This is a genomic window from Lysinibacillus sp. FSL K6-0057, assembly GCF_038630885.1.
In the GTDB taxonomy this organism is placed as follows: Bacteria; Bacillota; Bacilli; order Bacillales_A; family Planococcaceae; genus Lysinibacillus; species Lysinibacillus fusiformis_F.
The window spans coordinates 3,930,187-3,946,308 of sequence record NZ_CP152047.1 but is presented as its reverse complement, the minus strand read 5'-3'; the positions used below and the strand labels follow the sequence as shown (position 1 = coordinate 3,946,308).

General features: G+C 35.1%; 17 protein-coding genes. 13 read left to right on the top strand and 4 right to left on the bottom strand.

The window, feature by feature from the left end:
- Positions 1–51: 51 nt before the first annotated feature.
- The 5 genes from cobA (at position 52) to cysI (ending at position 5,419) form a co-directional block, all read left to right on the top strand.
- Complete coding sequence (gene cobA / locus MHB40_RS19650) at positions 52–825, top strand: uroporphyrinogen-III C-methyltransferase (RefSeq protein WP_342441387.1); 774 nt, start codon at positions 52–54, stop codon at positions 823–825.
- Between the two features lie 12 nt (positions 826–837).
- Positions 838–1,578 carry a sirohydrochlorin chelatase gene (locus MHB40_RS19645; RefSeq protein WP_342441386.1) on the top strand — a complete coding sequence of 247 codons (741 nt, stop codon included), beginning with the start codon at positions 838–840 and terminating at the stop codon, positions 1,576–1,578.
- Positions 1,578–1,727 (top strand): YezD family protein, encoded by a 150-nt coding sequence (locus MHB40_RS19640; protein WP_205445216.1) that lies wholly within the window; start codon positions 1,578–1,580, stop codon positions 1,725–1,727. Before MHB40_RS19645 ends, MHB40_RS19640 begins: the two co-directional genes overlap by 1 nt.
- A gap of 43 nt (positions 1,728–1,770) precedes the next feature.
- Positions 1,771–3,564 carry an assimilatory sulfite reductase (NADPH) flavoprotein subunit gene (locus tag MHB40_RS19635; protein ID WP_342441385.1) on the top strand — a complete coding sequence of 598 codons (1,794 nt, stop codon included), beginning with the start codon at positions 1,771–1,773 and terminating at the stop codon, positions 3,562–3,564.
- Positions 3,565–3,697: 133 nt separating this feature from the next.
- Positions 3,698–5,419 (top strand): assimilatory sulfite reductase (NADPH) hemoprotein subunit, encoded by a 1,722-nt coding sequence (gene cysI / locus MHB40_RS19630; protein WP_342441384.1) that lies wholly within the window; start codon positions 3,698–3,700, stop codon positions 5,417–5,419.
- A 46-nt stretch (positions 5,420–5,465) separates the two neighbouring features.
- On the opposite strand, the gene MHB40_RS19625 is transcribed toward cysI, so the two are convergent.
- Genes MHB40_RS19625 through MHB40_RS19610 form a run of 4 tightly spaced genes read right to left on the bottom strand, consistent with a single transcriptional unit; the run spans position 5,466 to position 9,207 of the window.
- Entirely contained in the window at positions 5,466–6,068 is a 603-nt protein-coding gene (locus tag MHB40_RS19625; protein ID WP_342441383.1) for a response regulator transcription factor, read from the bottom strand.
- Positions 6,058–8,094 (bottom strand): ATP-binding protein, encoded by a 2,037-nt coding sequence (locus MHB40_RS19620; protein ID WP_342441382.1) that lies wholly within the window; start codon positions 8,092–8,094, stop codon positions 6,058–6,060. The genes MHB40_RS19625 and MHB40_RS19620 overlap by 11 nt, the downstream gene beginning before the upstream one ends.
- A gap of 16 nt (positions 8,095–8,110) precedes the next feature.
- Positions 8,111–9,040: a polyprenyl synthetase family protein gene (locus tag MHB40_RS19615; RefSeq protein WP_342441381.1), complete on the bottom strand. Its 930-nt coding sequence runs from the start codon at positions 9,038–9,040 to the stop codon at positions 8,111–8,113.
- A 2-nt stretch (positions 9,041–9,042) separates the two neighbouring features.
- The gene (locus tag MHB40_RS19610; protein WP_342441380.1) at positions 9,043–9,207 is read right to left on the bottom strand and encodes a hypothetical protein; all 165 of its coding nucleotides are present in this window, start codon (positions 9,205–9,207) and stop codon (positions 9,043–9,045) included.
- A gap of 438 nt (positions 9,208–9,645) precedes the next feature.
- Between MHB40_RS19610 and MHB40_RS19605 the strand changes: the two genes are divergently transcribed.
- The 8 genes from MHB40_RS19605 to MHB40_RS19570 all read left to right on the top strand — a co-directional run bounded on the left by MHB40_RS19605 (position 9,646) and on the right by MHB40_RS19570 (position 16,085).
- Positions 9,646–10,149 (top strand): MauE/DoxX family redox-associated membrane protein, encoded by a 504-nt coding sequence (locus MHB40_RS19605; protein ID WP_342441379.1) that lies wholly within the window; start codon positions 9,646–9,648, stop codon positions 10,147–10,149.
- Positions 10,146–10,577: a hypothetical protein gene (locus MHB40_RS19600; RefSeq protein ID WP_342441378.1), complete on the top strand. Its 432-nt coding sequence runs from the start codon at positions 10,146–10,148 to the stop codon at positions 10,575–10,577. The genes MHB40_RS19605 and MHB40_RS19600 overlap by 4 nt, the downstream gene beginning before the upstream one ends.
- Positions 10,578–10,975: 398 nt before the next feature.
- Positions 10,976–11,461: a hypothetical protein gene (locus tag MHB40_RS19595; RefSeq protein ID WP_342441377.1), complete on the top strand. Its 486-nt coding sequence runs from the start codon at positions 10,976–10,978 to the stop codon at positions 11,459–11,461.
- A complete protein-coding gene (locus MHB40_RS19590) occupies positions 11,448–13,256 on the top strand; it encodes an ABC transporter ATP-binding protein (protein ID WP_342441376.1) in 1,809 nt (602 codons plus the stop codon). The genes MHB40_RS19595 and MHB40_RS19590 overlap by 14 nt, the downstream gene beginning before the upstream one ends.
- The gene (locus MHB40_RS19585) at positions 13,249–13,668 is read left to right on the top strand and encodes a hypothetical protein (protein ID WP_342441375.1); all 420 of its coding nucleotides are present in this window, start codon (positions 13,249–13,251) and stop codon (positions 13,666–13,668) included. The genes MHB40_RS19590 and MHB40_RS19585 overlap by 8 nt, the downstream gene beginning before the upstream one ends.
- On the top strand, positions 13,669–14,046 hold the full coding sequence (locus tag MHB40_RS19580; RefSeq protein ID WP_342441374.1) for a hypothetical protein: 378 nt from the start codon (positions 13,669–13,671) through the stop codon (positions 14,044–14,046).
- Positions 14,047–14,057: 11 nt separating this feature from the next.
- Positions 14,058–15,125: an ABC transporter permease gene (locus tag MHB40_RS19575; protein WP_342441373.1), complete on the top strand. Its 1,068-nt coding sequence runs from the start codon at positions 14,058–14,060 to the stop codon at positions 15,123–15,125.
- A gap of 9 nt (positions 15,126–15,134) precedes the next feature.
- Positions 15,135–16,085 carry a hypothetical protein gene (locus MHB40_RS19570; RefSeq protein WP_342441372.1) on the top strand — a complete coding sequence of 317 codons (951 nt, stop codon included), beginning with the start codon at positions 15,135–15,137 and terminating at the stop codon, positions 16,083–16,085.
- Positions 16,086–16,122: the final 37 nt, after the last annotated feature.

Below are 16,122 nucleotides of genomic sequence, written 5' to 3'. Positions count from 1 at the left end.
AATCTGGAAGCCATAACAATGAGGTGTAATTGATAGAAGGAGTGAAATAGAATGGGGAAAGTTTATATCGTCGGTGCAGGTCCTGGAGATGTTGACCTCATTACGATCAAAGGATTACGTTGTATTGAATGTGCAGACGTCATTTTATACGACAGACTCATTAATAAAGAGCTATTAGCCTATGCCAAGAAAGACGCTAAATTAATCTTTTGCGGGAAATTGCCACAGCAGCATGCCATGATTCAGGAGCAAATTAACCAAACACTTGTTGATTATGCTCAGCAAGGATATGTCGTCACAAGATTAAAAGGAGGAGACCCATTTGTTTTTGGAAGAGGGGCAGAGGAAGCAGATGTGTTAGCGAAGCATCAAATTCCCTTTGAAATTGTACCTGGTATTACGTCAGGTATAGCAGCCCCAGCATATGCAGGTATTCCTGTCACACATCGTGACTTAGGCTCAAGCTTTGCTATGGTTACTGGGCATATGCAGGACGGGAAAGAAGATGCTATACGTTGGGAAAGTCTTGCAAAAGGGATTGATACGATTGCCATTTATATGGGGGTTGGTAATCTACCGTATATCCGTCAACAATTACTCAAATATGGTCGTGATGAGCAAACGCCTGTGGCTGTTATTCATTGGGGAACAGTTTCTACTAAGCAAAGAACTGTTACGGGTACTTTAGCTACAATTGAGGAAATCGTGCGTACAGAAAATATTCAAAACCCTAGCATCATATTAGTAGGGAAGGTTGTGACCCTAAGAGAAACCATTCAGTGGTTTGAGCAAAGCCCAGCGCAGCCAATCCAAATAACGGGATAAGGTTGTGGAATCATGCAGGCTATTTTATATATTGCACATGGCAGTCGTGTTAAGGAAGGGGTAGAGCAAGCCGTAACCTTTCTTCAAGGTGTTCAAAAAGAAGTGGATGTAGCCATTCAGGAAATATGCTTTTTGGAGCTTGCAACACCGACTATTGCAGAAGGCATTGCTAGCTGTATTCAAAAAGGGGCAACAGCGATTGCCGTGATGCCTATTCTACTACTAGCTGCTCAACACGCAAAGCAAGATATTCCAAAAGAAATGGCTAAAGCTCAAAAACAATATCCATATGTAAAGTTTACATATGGGGAGCCCCTTGGCATACATGAACGATTAATTGACACGTTACAAGCTAGAATAATAGAAAAACAGCAACCTAACAGCAATGCAAGTGTTTTACTCATCGGACGTGGGAGTAGTGATCCAGCCGTCAAGAGGGATTTGGCGAAAATCGCCAAAAGGCTACGTGCTAAATATCACTATAAAGCAGTTGATACATGCTTCTTATATGGAATGGGACCAACCTTTGAAGACTGGCTACAGCAAGATAAAGGAAAGCAACAGCAAGTTTTTATTGTCCCATATTTATTATTTACAGGCATTTTAAGACAAAGTATTGCCAAGCGATTACAAGGCTTTGATAGCCAAAACATCATGTTATGTGAAAGCTTAGGCTATGACGCCAATGTAAAAAAAGTGTTAGTGGAACGTATTGATAAATTACTACATTTTAAAGAGGAAGGTGTTTCGTAATGGTAGATAAAAGGACTGAAAATGTAAATCTAGCATTAGATAATGTCCGCCAAATGTTAAATACTGTGAGCCACGGATCAATTACATTGATTGTTCAAAATTCTTACGTGGTTCAGATTGAAAAAAAGGAAAAAATAAGGCTTCGATAATTTTAAAAATATGAAATGATGATGATTCGTGAGGTGGCAAAGATTGAAATTGCAAGTAATAAACAGTCCATTTAATGAAGAGCAGGTGAAGTTATTAAACGAGCTTCTCCCTAAATTAACCATTGAACAAAAAATTTGGCTAAACGGCTACTTAAGTGCACCCCAAGCAACTCTTGAAGCAATTGTTGAACAGGCACCACCAGCAGCCCAACCTGTTACAAAAACAATAACAATTTTATATGGTTCCCAAACGGGCAATAGTCAAGGGTTAGCTGAAAAATATGCAGCAGCTTTAAAAGCACAACAGGTAGATGTAACTGTCTCATCATTAGGGAAATTTAAAGCAAGTAATTTAAAAAAGATTAACAATCTATTACTTATTGTGAGTACACATGGAGAGGGAGATCCACCAGATCAAGCGATACAATTTTATGAATTTTTGCATAGCAAACGTGCGCCTAAACTAGAGCACCTACAGTATTCGGTCCTTGCCTTAGGGGATAGCTCCTATGAATTTTTCTGTAAGACAGGTAAGGACTTCGATGAGCAATTTGCAAAATTAGGGGCAATAAGAATGGCTCCTCGAATTGATTGCGATGTGGATTATGATGACGCAGCTGCACAGTGGTTCTCTGGGGTTCAACAGGAATTTCTTCAGCAGACAACTTCAGGAACGTCTACTTCAGCACAGAATGAAGGCGCGCAAGTACTTGAAGCATCTACATATTCAAGAAAAAATCCATTTTACGCTGAAGTACTTGAAAATATGAACCTAAATGGTCGTGGCTCAAACAAAGAGACGCGTCATCTTGAATTATCTATTGAGGGAGCTAATTTCCAATTTGAACCTGGAGATAGCATTGGTATTCTGCCCGAGAACGATGAACAATTAGTCAATGCATTGCTGACAGCACTTCAATTCGATTCAGAGACAGAAGTGACTGTTTTTGATGAAATAATATCAATAAAAGATGCACTACAGAAAAAATTAGAAATTACGGTGTTATCTAAGCCGTTACTCGAGAAAATTGCTGCTTATACAGAGCATAAAGAATTTTCTAAGCTATTTGAAGAACCAAATGCATGGAAGGACTATGCAAAAGGAAGAGACTTACTGGATCTAGTAGAGGCGTTTACACCATTTACTTGGAGTGCACAGCAGTTTGTAGAGTTGCTACGTAAAATTCCAGCGCGACTTTATTCTATTGCTAGTAGCCAAAAGGCCAATAGCGAAGAGGTTCATTTAACGATTGGTAAGGTAAGTTATGAGACAGCTGGTAGACAACGTCTTGGTGTTTGCTCTGGAAGTGTGGCAGAACGCATTCAAATTGGTGATACATTACCAATCTATGTTCATAAAAACCCGAATTTCAGGTTGCCAGAGAATAATGAAACACCAATTATTATGATTGGTGCAGGCACAGGTGTTGCACCATATCGAGCTTTCCTAGAGGAGCGAGAAGAGTTAGGGATTGAGGGGAAAGCATGGCTCATCTTTGGTGATCAGCATTTTGTTACGGATTTCCTCTATCAAACGGATTGGCAACGTTGGCTTGCTGATGGCACGTTAAGTCACATGCATGTAGCCTTTTCACGTGACACCGACAAAAAAGTCTATGTTCAACATAAATTGCTAGAAAATGCGGCAAGTTTTTATGAATGGCTAGAGCAGGGGGCAGTCATTTATGTATGTGGTGACGAAAAATCAATGGCATCTGATGTGGATGCAAGTATTCATCGAATCATTGAGCAACAAGGGCAGAAAACACTAGAGGAAGCAAAAGCCTATGTGAATGAATTAAAACAGCAAAAACGCTACCAACGTGACGTTTATTAATTGAATTCAGCACAAATTCCCATAGAAGTGGTAGAAAACCTTTCCTATTCAGGAGCTTATATCTTTGCTAGCAAGCGCAGCCTCAGATATGCGCCATAAACTGAGATATAATGGATTAAAGGAGCGATAAAGAATGACAGAAAAAATAGTTTTACCTCCACAGCCTGGGAAACCAAGTGATGTAGAGCGTATTAAGACCGAAAGTAATTACCTACGTGGAACGCTCGAACGTACCATGAATAATCCATTAAGCTCTGGTATTCCAGAGGATGATAATCGCTTAATGAAATTCCATGGTAGTTACTTACAGGATGATCGAGATCTTCGTAATGAACGTCAGCGACAAAAGCTAGAACCGGCTTATCAATTTATGGTGCGTGTACGAACACCAGGTGGAGCAGCCACACCATCACAATGGCTTGTGATGGATGAAATGGCTAGAAAGTATGGCAATGGCTCTTTAAAATTAACAACACGTCAAGCATTTCAAGTACATGGCATTTTAAAATGGAATGTCAAAAAATATATGCAGGAAATCAATGACGTGCTATTGGATTCTCTTGCGGCCTGTGGGGATGTAAACCGTAATGTGATGTGTAATGTCAATCCCAATCAATCTGCATTACATGAAGAGGTTTATAATTGGTCTGCTAAACTAAGTGAGCATTTACTGCCACGAACACGCGCTTATCATGAATTGTGGTTGGATGGAGAAAAGGTAGTAGATAGTCAGGATGTAGAAATTGAACCGATTTACGGAGCTCAATATTTGCCACGTAAATTTAAAATTGGGATTGCGATTCCACCGAGTAATGATGTGGATGTTTTTTCGCAAGATATTGGACTGATTGCCATCGTTGAAGATAATCAGCTTATTGGCTTTAATGTAGCGGTTGGTGGAGGCATGGGCATGACGCATGGTGATCATGAAACCTATCCACAGCTTGCTCGTGAAATTGGCTTTATAACGCCAGATAAATTACTGGAAACTGCAGAAAAAATAATTACGATCCAACGTGATTATGGGAATCGCTCTGTCCGTAAAAATGCACGCTTTAAATACACAATCGATGCGAGAGGACTTGAATGGTTCCAAGAAGAATTAACGCGTCGTCTAGGCTGGGAAATTCAGCAGGCTCGTCCCTATACATTTGAACGTACAGGTGATGAATTTGGCTGGATTAAAGGGACAGATGGTCATTGGCATTATACGTTATTTATTCAAAATGGTCGTTTAAAAGACTTTGAAGATTATCAGTTGTTAACAGGATTACGTGAAATAGCCAAGGTGCATACGGGCGATTTTCGTTTAACACCGAATCAAAACTTAATGATTAGCAATGTAACACCTCAGAAAAAGAAAAAAATTAATACACTTATTGAACAATACAAACTAACAGACGGTGCGCATTACTCTGCTTTACGTCGTAATTCCATTGCCTGTGTCTCGTTACCGACATGTGGCTTAGCCATGGCAGAAGCAGAACGCTATTTACCATCTCTTATTACAAAAATAGATGCCATTATCGATGAAGCGGGATTAAATGAAACAGAAATTGTTATTCGCATGTCTGGCTGTCCAAATGGCTGTTCACGTGCAGCCATGGGTGAAATCGGCTTTATTGGTAAAGGACCAGGAAAATACAATATGTATCTAGGTGCAAGTTTTACAGGCAACCGATTAAATAAAATCTATCGTGAAAATATTGGCGAAGAGGAAATTTTAGCAGAGCTACGTCCAATTCTTCTGCATTTTGCCAAGGAGCGTTTAGAGGGCGAGCATTTTGGAGACTTTGTCATTCGTGCAGGCTATGTCACAGCTGTTTATGATGGAAGAGAATTTCATGCACAATAATAAAGTATAGATTAGACGAAGGCTGTAAGGAAGGTATTACTTTTCCTTACGGCTTTTCTGTGTTGTTAACTAAGCCTTGTTCCAGTGCTTTTACAACAGCACCTACACGTGATTGAACACCCAGTTTTCGTAGAATAGAGGAAATATGATGTTCTACAGTCCTCTTACTAATAGAAAGCTCTTTACTAATAACTTCACTTGTTTTTTCTGCTACAATAAGCTGTAAAACTTCTAGCTCTTTTGGTGTAAGTAGTGTTTTTTCAAAGGAAGGAAACAAAGTATATCCCGCATAGACCTTCTTCACTGTCGCAATTAAATCCTCATTAGACTGTTCTTTTTTTATAAAGGCTTTAGCTCCAGCATTTTGTGCAGCTTGAATATAGGCATCATCATCGTAGCCGGATAAGATAATAATCGGCATCGTAGGTATACTTTTTATAATAGCTTTTGTTAAGTTTAGCCCATTATATGTCTTGATGCGAATATCCATTAAGAGTACGTCAGGCTGTAATGATAAGATATCCTCTAAAAGTTGCGAGGGGTCAGTGATCGTACCAACTACGTGAATAGTTGGCTCAGCTTCTAGTATTGTTTTTAGGCTTTCTACTAATAATAAATGATCATCTACTAATAATACTTTAATGGACATGCTGTTCACTCCATTTCAATGGTAATGTGATTGTAGCGGTTGTATGTTGGTTGAACTGGGATTCTATTATAAATTCCCCATCTAGTTGCTCTACCTTTTTTTGAATAGTCAACAACCCAAAGTGTTCCCCTGCATGCAATGTCTGTTGTTCAGGAATAGCAAAGCCCTTTCCATTATCAGCTACAACCATTACTAGCTCATGCTGTTTATCGTAAAGAGCGATATGAATGTGTGTTGCTTCTGCATGTTTTATACTATTATTGAGGAGCTCCTTTAGCATACGAAATAAGTGAACTGCAAAAAAAGAGGGGATACGTTCATCTTCTATATCATATGTTAGGTGCACATCAATAGCGTGTTGTTGTTGAATTTTTTGCTGTAAGGACTGGATACTTAAACCGAGCCCTAAATCTTCCACCATTATTGGATGCAAATCATGACACATAGTACGAATAGTTGTAATAGTTTCTACTAACGGCTGCTCGATTGTGTCAACTGAACCTATCTGTATTTTACGTACTACTAATAATAGTTGCTGTAAAACATCATCATGAAGAAAAAGTGATAATTGTTTACGCTCCTCCTCGATCGCCTCTAGTAATTGTCGATTATAGTTTGTAAGTTGCTGTGAGGTTTGTTGTGCTTCCTGTGTAATTTTATCTATTTTTTGGATGGTTAGTGCACTAGCAAATAATTGTACTGCCTCTACATGAATATTTTTTAGTAATGTTAGCTCCTCTTTTTCCCATTTGGTGAAATTACTTTTGCGACCTACAATAATAATACCGTTAATTTCTGTACCATTCCTTAGCGGCAGTGTGTGGTAAAGTGATTGTTTCAAAATTTCAGCATGATTTTGCTGTTGTTGTAGGTAGTATTGTATATCTTGCTGAGCTGTTGGAGAATGTTGAAATAAGCCTGAATCATAAAGAATTGCTGGAGTAGGCTGTGACCATATGATACATACACCTTCTACATCAAACATTTTATGAAGTAATTGTGCAATACGTTTAGCACAGATGGGCAAAAATGCTTCTGAATTCATTTGGTTCAAAATATGCTGTTTTTCTTGCTGGATGGCTTGAAGCTTTGCCACCATCTGCTTTTCTTCGATGTGTTTAAATAATTTATAAAAAAATGTAAATATTCCTCCGCCAACGATAAAGGCTGTGAACTGTTGAGTAGAAAATTGTAATAATCCTATTAAGATAGCAGATGTGATCAGACAGGCTAAAAATACAGGAAATAGTTGTCTGATAAGGTAACTGAAATTTATAATTTCCTGTTTTGTTAATAAATAAGCAAGTGTAATAGGGAACAGAGTAATGGAAATAATCGAAAATTCATAGGGCACACTTGGAAGATGGAAAATAGAGAGTTGAATCATACTTATTAAAACAGGTGTAAAAGATAGGACAAGGCTAATGACCAATATACGCAATTGATTCTGCACCCATTTTGTATGTGACAACCATTGTCTACTAAGAAAATAGCTACATAATATAATGGAAATCAAAATATTGAGAATGATCATAATCGGTATAAGAGTTGCCGCCCAAGGTGTTAATAGAACTATGTCTAAAATAGTAATCGCTATCGCTATTATTAAAGTTAACCATTTAAAGAATGATAAATGATTTCTTGCTTTAGGGATAGGAAAGTATTCAAAAAAATGCATAAGAAAAAAAGGTGCTAGACTAATTGCCAATGTTTCAATGGAAGATGCAATCTGAATTTGATAACTTGATAGTTTAGCATAAGTTATGGCTATACCAGTGATACACATCAATTGAAAAAAACGTTGAACGATCACAGCTTTAGGCTTTTTTAGATAAGCGTAAAAGCCAATGCATAAAAATAATAGACCAATAAAATTTGTTGAATGATTATATAAAATAAGCAATATCGCATTAAGGTAGTCATTTCGATGGATTTGTGCATTGACTAGATGAAAAGGTTGTGTGCGGATAACTGCGAAAATCCAAAGACTAGACAAGACAAGAAATAATAAAATACGCTGATACAATATAATGAATTCTCCTTTAATCTATTAAGTGAATAATCTGTTTTATATAGGGTGATTTATCATTAAAATAGTGTTGTAATAATGATTTAGCTTTTTTTGTATAATATTTTGCTAAAATAGAGCAGTAGTCAATAGCTCCTGTTTGATATATATACTCTCTAATTGTAGTTAAATGCTTTGTAGCTACATCTTGACTACGGATTAATTGTAGCTGTTTCAATAACCAACCATGATCATATGTATTACTATGCTGTACGGCTTTAATTAAAGGAAGTGTAGCTTTTTGGTGAAGTAAATCACTTTTATGATCAGCAAAAATATCGCATATATCATTTTGAAGTTGTAAGCCGTAACCAATATAAATAGCGATTTCTTGCAAAATAGGAGATGGAACAGTTGAACTATGTAATTCAAATATAAGTTGTAGAAATGAACAAGACTTTTGTTGGACAATATGAAAATACTGCTCCTCTGTTGCTGCTGGATGTTCCATAGTAAGATGGAAATCTAGCCATTGCCCATTACCAGCAGTGCGTAAATAGCGGTGAATAATAGCAAATCGATCTGATGTAGAGGAAGCAGTATTTGGCATTAGCAAATGCAATGCCTCCACTAGTAATAAATTTCCAAGCATTAATAATTGGGGTTTGGCTATAGGAGTGTCTAAACTGTTGTCATGATCTATAACATCGTCAAATAAATCTGTAGCCAGCATTAATAATTCAATCCCAGCAGCTTGTTTCATTTTTGTAGTATGTGATACTTCAGTTTCAGTTAAGAGAGAGAATACATAGTAAGAAAATTCTCCCCAAGTAAAATCCTCTTTATTTTGACTAAATATTTTCCCACTTTGATGTAATAATTGTAAAGTAAGCTTTTGGATATCATACTCTAAGCCACTGGTAAGTAAGATATCTTTAATAATAAATTGAATAGTAGTACGCATATCTATTTCCAACCTGGTGAGCCTATAACCATCTTTCCATCACGTTGTAATGTTAATAATTGAAATACCTCTGGCTCTAGTACTGATTCTGCGTAGATCCAATCCTCTATAGTAAGCTCCTTTTTTTTCTTAAATAATTGAATAACTTCCCATAATTTTTGATTCATTTCCAAAAACCTCACTAATAATCAAATTTTTCCCTATTATAATACTATAAAAATAAGCAATAGTAAAATATTATTATTACTGTATATCATTGAATAGGTAAATCCCGCAAAAACATGGCGGGATTTACGGATTTTTTTTTTATTATATTTTGTTATGATTTAGTAAATCAAATTATTTTTTACCATTATTTGAAATTATATTAAGCACTCCAATATGTGCTTTCTAGAAGGCACACTATGAGCTGTTTTAGCCAAATATCTACTAGATTTTAAAATAGTCTTAACCTAAATTTTGGTGATGAACTTATATGCTGAAGGAGGTACGTGTTGAAAAAATTCTTTGACATGTAATAGAGCAAATTAATTATGGATATGTCAAGATTTATAGAAGCATTCATTTTCAGTAAAATATTTAATAAATAGGGAGTTAGAATTGAAATGGTTTATGTGCTTGATGTTGGATTAGCATTTATTCTCTTAACTGCACTATACATGAAAGTTATAGACTATAATAATGCTCGTTATGATATATTCTCATACGGCTTAATCCGATTTCATTATACGGGTATTATCTTAGGAGTCGTTTTAGGGATCGAAGGAAGTTTAGCTATAATGTTTGTCTTAGGTAAATATGTTATGGCTAGCAGTATAGGAGCAGTTGTTTTATTTACTTGTTTTTGTTTTGCTCAATTGTATAAAAAAAGAAAACAAGGTACTAGCAAATGTCACTGTTTTGGGAAAATAGAATGGTTAAATCGTATGCCTTTAACCAGAAACATTTGTTTTATTGTACTTGCTGTCATTAGAGCCTTTTTACCTGAAAGAAACGACACAATTCAAACAAGTTTGATTTTTCTTCTATCAATAATCATTTTCATCCTATGTATGGAATTTGTTCAAGGTATTATAAAAAGCAAAGATAAGGGAATGACAATATTATGATTGCTTTGATGCTATTAATATTATTATCTGCTTTACTGTTTGTGGTGAGGCAAAAATTGAATCAAAAAAAATACGAAAAAAAGTATCAATTACTTAGAAGATTGAAAGAAGAAGGATTTGTAGAAGTGGACGAGGGCTACCCAGTTTTATATTTATCAATGGAAACAGCCTTCTTTGAAGAAATAGCGAGGATATTAGGTGAAAATACTTGTAGACCAATGATAATAGTTTTAGAAGCACCGTTATGGTATGCTTCTTTGCAAAAAAAGCAATGGGCACAACATCTTGTAATTCCTCATATTGAATTAAAAGAATGGTTCAGTGTAAAGAATGATAGCTTCATATTGGTTAAAAAAGGAGTTAAAATTCTTGAAATAAAATTTATTAAAGAGTTTTTACAAATAGAAAATGCATTAAATGGTTTGTGATTATTTAAAAAGTTAATAATTTCATTTTTTGAAATAAATTATAAAAGTACTTTGTAATTGAAAGGAGGTGATAACTATGGCATGTCCTTCTGGAACAATGAAAGTTGCTAGTAAAGGGGTAGTTTTGTGCGTAAATAACGGTTGGTGTACTTGGTATCCTTTGGATAGTACTCGTTCAAATGTAGAACATCTTTACGATGTATGTAAAGACAATAGTACTGGAACAACTTCTGATTACTACTCTCATACTAGAGATATGAATACTTGTTGCTAAAACATTTATGCATGGTGAAAAAGAAGGGAATTTGTAAGTATAAGACACTAGCAAACCTGTAGCTAGGCATATAATTATGCCTAGCTGATTTTCTTATGACGGTTAGAGAAAGGAGCAGATATTTATGAGTGAGATTAACAAATTGAGTTCTCATTTAAAGTTTTTAAAAAGTAATCCTATAACTCAGTTTGAAGTTGGGAGTTATGTTCCCCAAGATTTGCAAGTTGATGAAGACCCGATTGACAATGCATTTTGCTTCAACATAAGTGAAAAAGGGTCAGTTATCTTCATAATTAGTGTTTCTTGTAGCGTGTGTAAAATTGATTCAATTCAATTGCTAACTAAACTTTATCCTGAATTCCAGTATATCCTATTTACAGATGGTACAAAAGAGGATGTAGAACAACAACGTCTATTTCTTAATCAAGTAGAAATAGTACGCGCTAATATTTTCCATATTATACGTCAGCTTGGAATACCAGGTGTTCCGTATGCCTTAGGGATTAATTCAGATGGGCAGATAGTATCCGGACGCCCTTTTGATTCTATTGAAAGTTTAAAAAAAGCAATAAGTCCATTACTTGAGGTTTATTATAATGAGGTACTATAAAATTATTTTAACATATATTTGGACAACTATAAAAGTAGTAAGAGATATTTACCATTACAAAAAAGGAATTGTAGTGATGGGGGTATTATTTAGCTTGTTTTTCTCCCTTGCTGCTCTAGCTAATATACATACTTCTAAGTGGCTTATTAATAGCTTAAATAATACCCAATTTAAGTTGAGTGTTCTAATATTCTTACTTATTACACTACTTAATCTAGTTAAAAATATAATTGCCGATTATCAGGAATTAAAGTATGAAGAGTATGCTTTTAAAATATCATTATTAAATCAGGAAAAATTGATTAAAGCTACTCAAAGAATCAGCTTACGTGAGAAGGAACATTCAGTTTTTCAATCTGAGTTGAGTATTGCTTCCAGAGGTGTAACGATGTATTTTGGGTATTTTCGCGGATTTATACAAATGGGCGAAAGTATTCTTACATCTGTTACTACATTGCTTTTTTTATTCCAGTATTCTTTATATTTAGGGTTATCTGTTGGTGCCATTGCTTTATGTAAAGCGATAATTATATCAAAAATAGTTAACAAAAAAGTGGAGCTCACTAGAGATTTGCAAGAACATGAGCGTGAGCCTCAATATTTTTATAATTTATTGACCAACGTACCTACCCAAAAAGAGCTGAAAGTGTATGGAATTAATGATTTTCTTCTTAAAAAGTGGAATGATGTCAACTATCAGGTACAGAATCTTAGAAGAAAACTCCACTTGATAAAAGTCAAAAACAATTTAGGTCAACATTTATTTTCACAAATAAGTCTAGCGGCTGTTGTCATAATGATTATAGTTTTGCTGAGTGAAAATAGACTAACTCTCGGAGATTATTTTGCATTAACTTTGGCATTGAACTTAGCAGATAGTAGTATGACTACTCTAATTAGAAATATAGTTCAAGGTGTTGAGGACACTTTTTATATTCAAGATTTTCAAAAGTTTATTAGAAAAGAGATAGACGTTGAAAACGACAATGAACAAAAATCTGCCTTTCAATTTAATAACGAAATAGAGATTAAAAACCTTTCTTTTAGATATCCTAACTCTATTAGAAATTCGTTAGATAATATAAATCTGAAAATAAAGAAGGGGCAGAAGGTAGTCATATTAGGTGAGAATGGTTCAGGAAAATCAACATTACTTAAGCTGATCGCTGGTTTATACGAAGCTCCTGAGAATACAATTTTTTATGATGGAGCAAGTCAACATTGTATAAATAAATCAACACTATATAAAAATATGTTTGTAGCATTTCAGGATTTCACAAAGTACATGCTAACTGTTAAGGAAAATATTACTTTTGGTAGAGATGAGGATAATGAGGATAGTGAAAAATTACTAAAAGCAATCCATCGAGCAGGCTTTAAAGATTTGCATATTTTACCCGATGGTTTAACAACACGGCTAGGATATCTAACAAAAGGATCAGTTAATTTATCTGGTGGTCAGTGGCAAAAACTAGTTTTAGCAAGAGGATATTATAATGAATCTAATTTCTTATTATTAGATGAGCCTACTGCTGCAATTGACCCTGAAAGTGAAATGAACTATTTGGAAGATATATTTTTTGACAAAAGTAAGACAGTTATTGTTATAACACATCGTATAAATATAACAAATAATGCAGATTTTATAATTCTCATGAAAGATGGGCGAATTGAAGAATCAGGGACCCATAAGGAGCTACTTCGTAACGAGAGTGGAGTTTATAAAAGAATTTGGGAGAAACAATCAAGTATATTGCATTTAGAAGAAAGAGAAAGGGCGATTACATATGGATAAACTGCCTAACATTAATTTGTATAATTTTGACGGTGCTTTGCTAGAGCTGAACAATGCTTTTAGAGAAAAAGAAGTTTTATTCGTCTTTGTCTCTCTATATTGTAAAAGGTGTATTGAGTTACTTCCAGATATAGAGGGGCTTTTGCAACATGGGCTGGATTTGGTCTTAATAACAAATGGCGAAGTTGAAGATAACTATGAAATGGTAAAATATTTTGGTTGGACTTTTCCAGTATTGACAATGACTAATTCAAATATGGCTGAATATTTTCATGTTTATGAAACTCCTGCTATTAGGATTTATAACAATCAAGGTTTACTGCTAAATCAAGGGATTATCAATGTGTCAAGTGATATATTATTCTATATCAAAAATATGGATTCTCAATTTTCGAAAAGGGGAGATGTCTAAATGAATTCACAATTACTTTGTTGTGATAGTATTGAATTTAATAAAGAAGAGTCTTGTCATATTTTAGGGCGTGTTATTAATAGATTAGATATTTCAACTATGCCAAAAGTAATCGAATTTTATGTGTTCATCAAACTGTTTAACATTGAGCCTGCCAAAACCTATGAGGTTGAACTGCAATTAAAGGATAGTGCAAAAAGGCGTTTTGCTCACACAGAAAAAGTTATTCTTTATAATAGACGTATTCCAGAACAAGTTCAAGGGGTAGATTTCAGTACACCTATGAAGGCTGTAATAACAAAATGCGGGAATTATACGATAGAGCTAATAGTTGATGAGAAAATAACTGCTTCATATCCTATTTATATATGTGATTAAGGGGAATGTGAATGAAACTTCAAATGTACATAAAGCTATTGTATAAATCAATGCTACGAAATAAAACGGTTATGACAGTTCTAACCTTACAAATGGCAATTTCACTTATGCTAGTTACTGTCATATTTTCTTTTTTGAATGGAAGCTATCATACAGTACGGGAGCAAGTGGAGAGGGAAAACGGAACAACAACAATTATGCTAACATATCCGGTTTCACTCAGTACTTTGGCTAAACTTGAAAGGGAGTGGCGAGCAGAGTCAAAGGTTCAGCGATTTTCCTATTTCGCTACGACTGATGATCAGGTGAAATTCGGATCGCACGTTGTTGTTTTGCCGTTATGGGGTGTTAATGAAGACTATCCCTATTTCTATGGTTTTCCCTTTGAGCAGTTAAGGGAAGGTGAGACAGTTTTGACTGTTAATGCAGCCAAAAAAGTGTTCCCCAATCGCAGTGCTGAGAGCGTTGTTGGTGAGTTCATTGAAATTAATAAGAAAGTCTATACCGTTATTGGTGTGGAGCAAGTAAGTTTAGTTGACCGTGTTTATATTCCCCATGCAGATTTCGAGCAGGCATATAACAAGATTGACGGGGTTCGGGTAGGTTCATTAGAGATTGATAAGGATTCCACATCAATAGTGTTAGAAGAATTAAAACCGTATGGACCAGTAGAACGGGAACCAATTGCTCAGTCGAGATACCAGGGTATTATGTTCTTCATCTTAGTAGCAAGTCTGGTTACGGTTTTTTTAGTTCTCTACTCGGTTCTTAGTTTTATTCAGCTATACAGCTTTAAGCTCATTAAGGAGCGCGATAAGTGGAATATATTGTTTTTGCTAGGTGCTACTCGCGGTAACTTAAGGTCTTATTTGTATACTGAAACAGCGAGCATGACAATCGTATCGCTTCTAACTGCTGCAATTGGCTATTGGGCTATTGCACATGCTGTTAGTCTAGAAGGTATAACTTTCCGAATAGATGTAGTTGTGATCTTAGCTATTGCAATAATTGTGATGACAATGATCCTCCTATCAGTGGAGTTAACCCTTCATAAATTGAAAAGAAATGTATTTAAGTGAGGTTTAATTATGAGGGATTTGTGGAGAATTGCATCAAAAATGCTTAATCGTAATAGAAAAATGACATGGTTAATACGCATTCAATTTTTAGTTATGTTTTTGCTCGTCTTCATTTTAGTTAGTTTCCTTTTCAAGAATCAAGATCAAATGCAAGTTCTTAGAGAGCAAATTGGCAAAGATGTTTGGATGATTATGCCTACATTCAAACCTAATTCAAACTCTGGCTTGACCGATGATTGGACCCAAGAACAACTCGATTGGTTAGAACACAAATTTACTGGTAAGGTCGGTATCATTTCTTTAAGCCCGAATCAAGAGGGTGACTCGCAAAAAGTTTATGTAAATGATGTTATTGAAAAGTTAGTGTCTGATAATGATCAAAGGCAAGCGAGGGAATACCTTCAATATTTTCTTTTATATGATTCAATTCAGCCTCATGCACAGATTCTTCCTATTGAAGAAAAAAATCTACAGGATATATGGGTGTATGTTGTAGGGGTAGAAGATGAGGAAATACATGTTAATACTTTAGATGCTGAGCTCTCTAAACTGAATCCAATCTCTAACTATGATGTTCGGCAGGTAATTAATACAAAAGAGCAACAAACAGAAATCAATTTAATTTATGCGAAATCGCTGCTATTCTTTATTACCATTGCTTTCATACTCATTATGATCTGTATTACTAGCTTTGTCTTGCTGCAGAATCAATACCAGACTGCTAAGCTACAGCTATTTAGGCTTTTTGGCGCTACTAGGATGGATATAATAAAGATCTTTGTATTCACTAACTTATTGTTAATGGGACCTTCTTACATGATTGCACTTCTTTTATTTATCTTGGCAGGTGTGCTTTGGCTGACATTCACCACATGGATGCTTACTTTTTTAATAAGTTTCTGTTTAATTGTTATTCTATTGCTACTTATGACAATTCCATCAATATCTTTAGGTCGTTAAATTAGTTGTTCATTTGTTGAATTAAGGAGGGAGCATG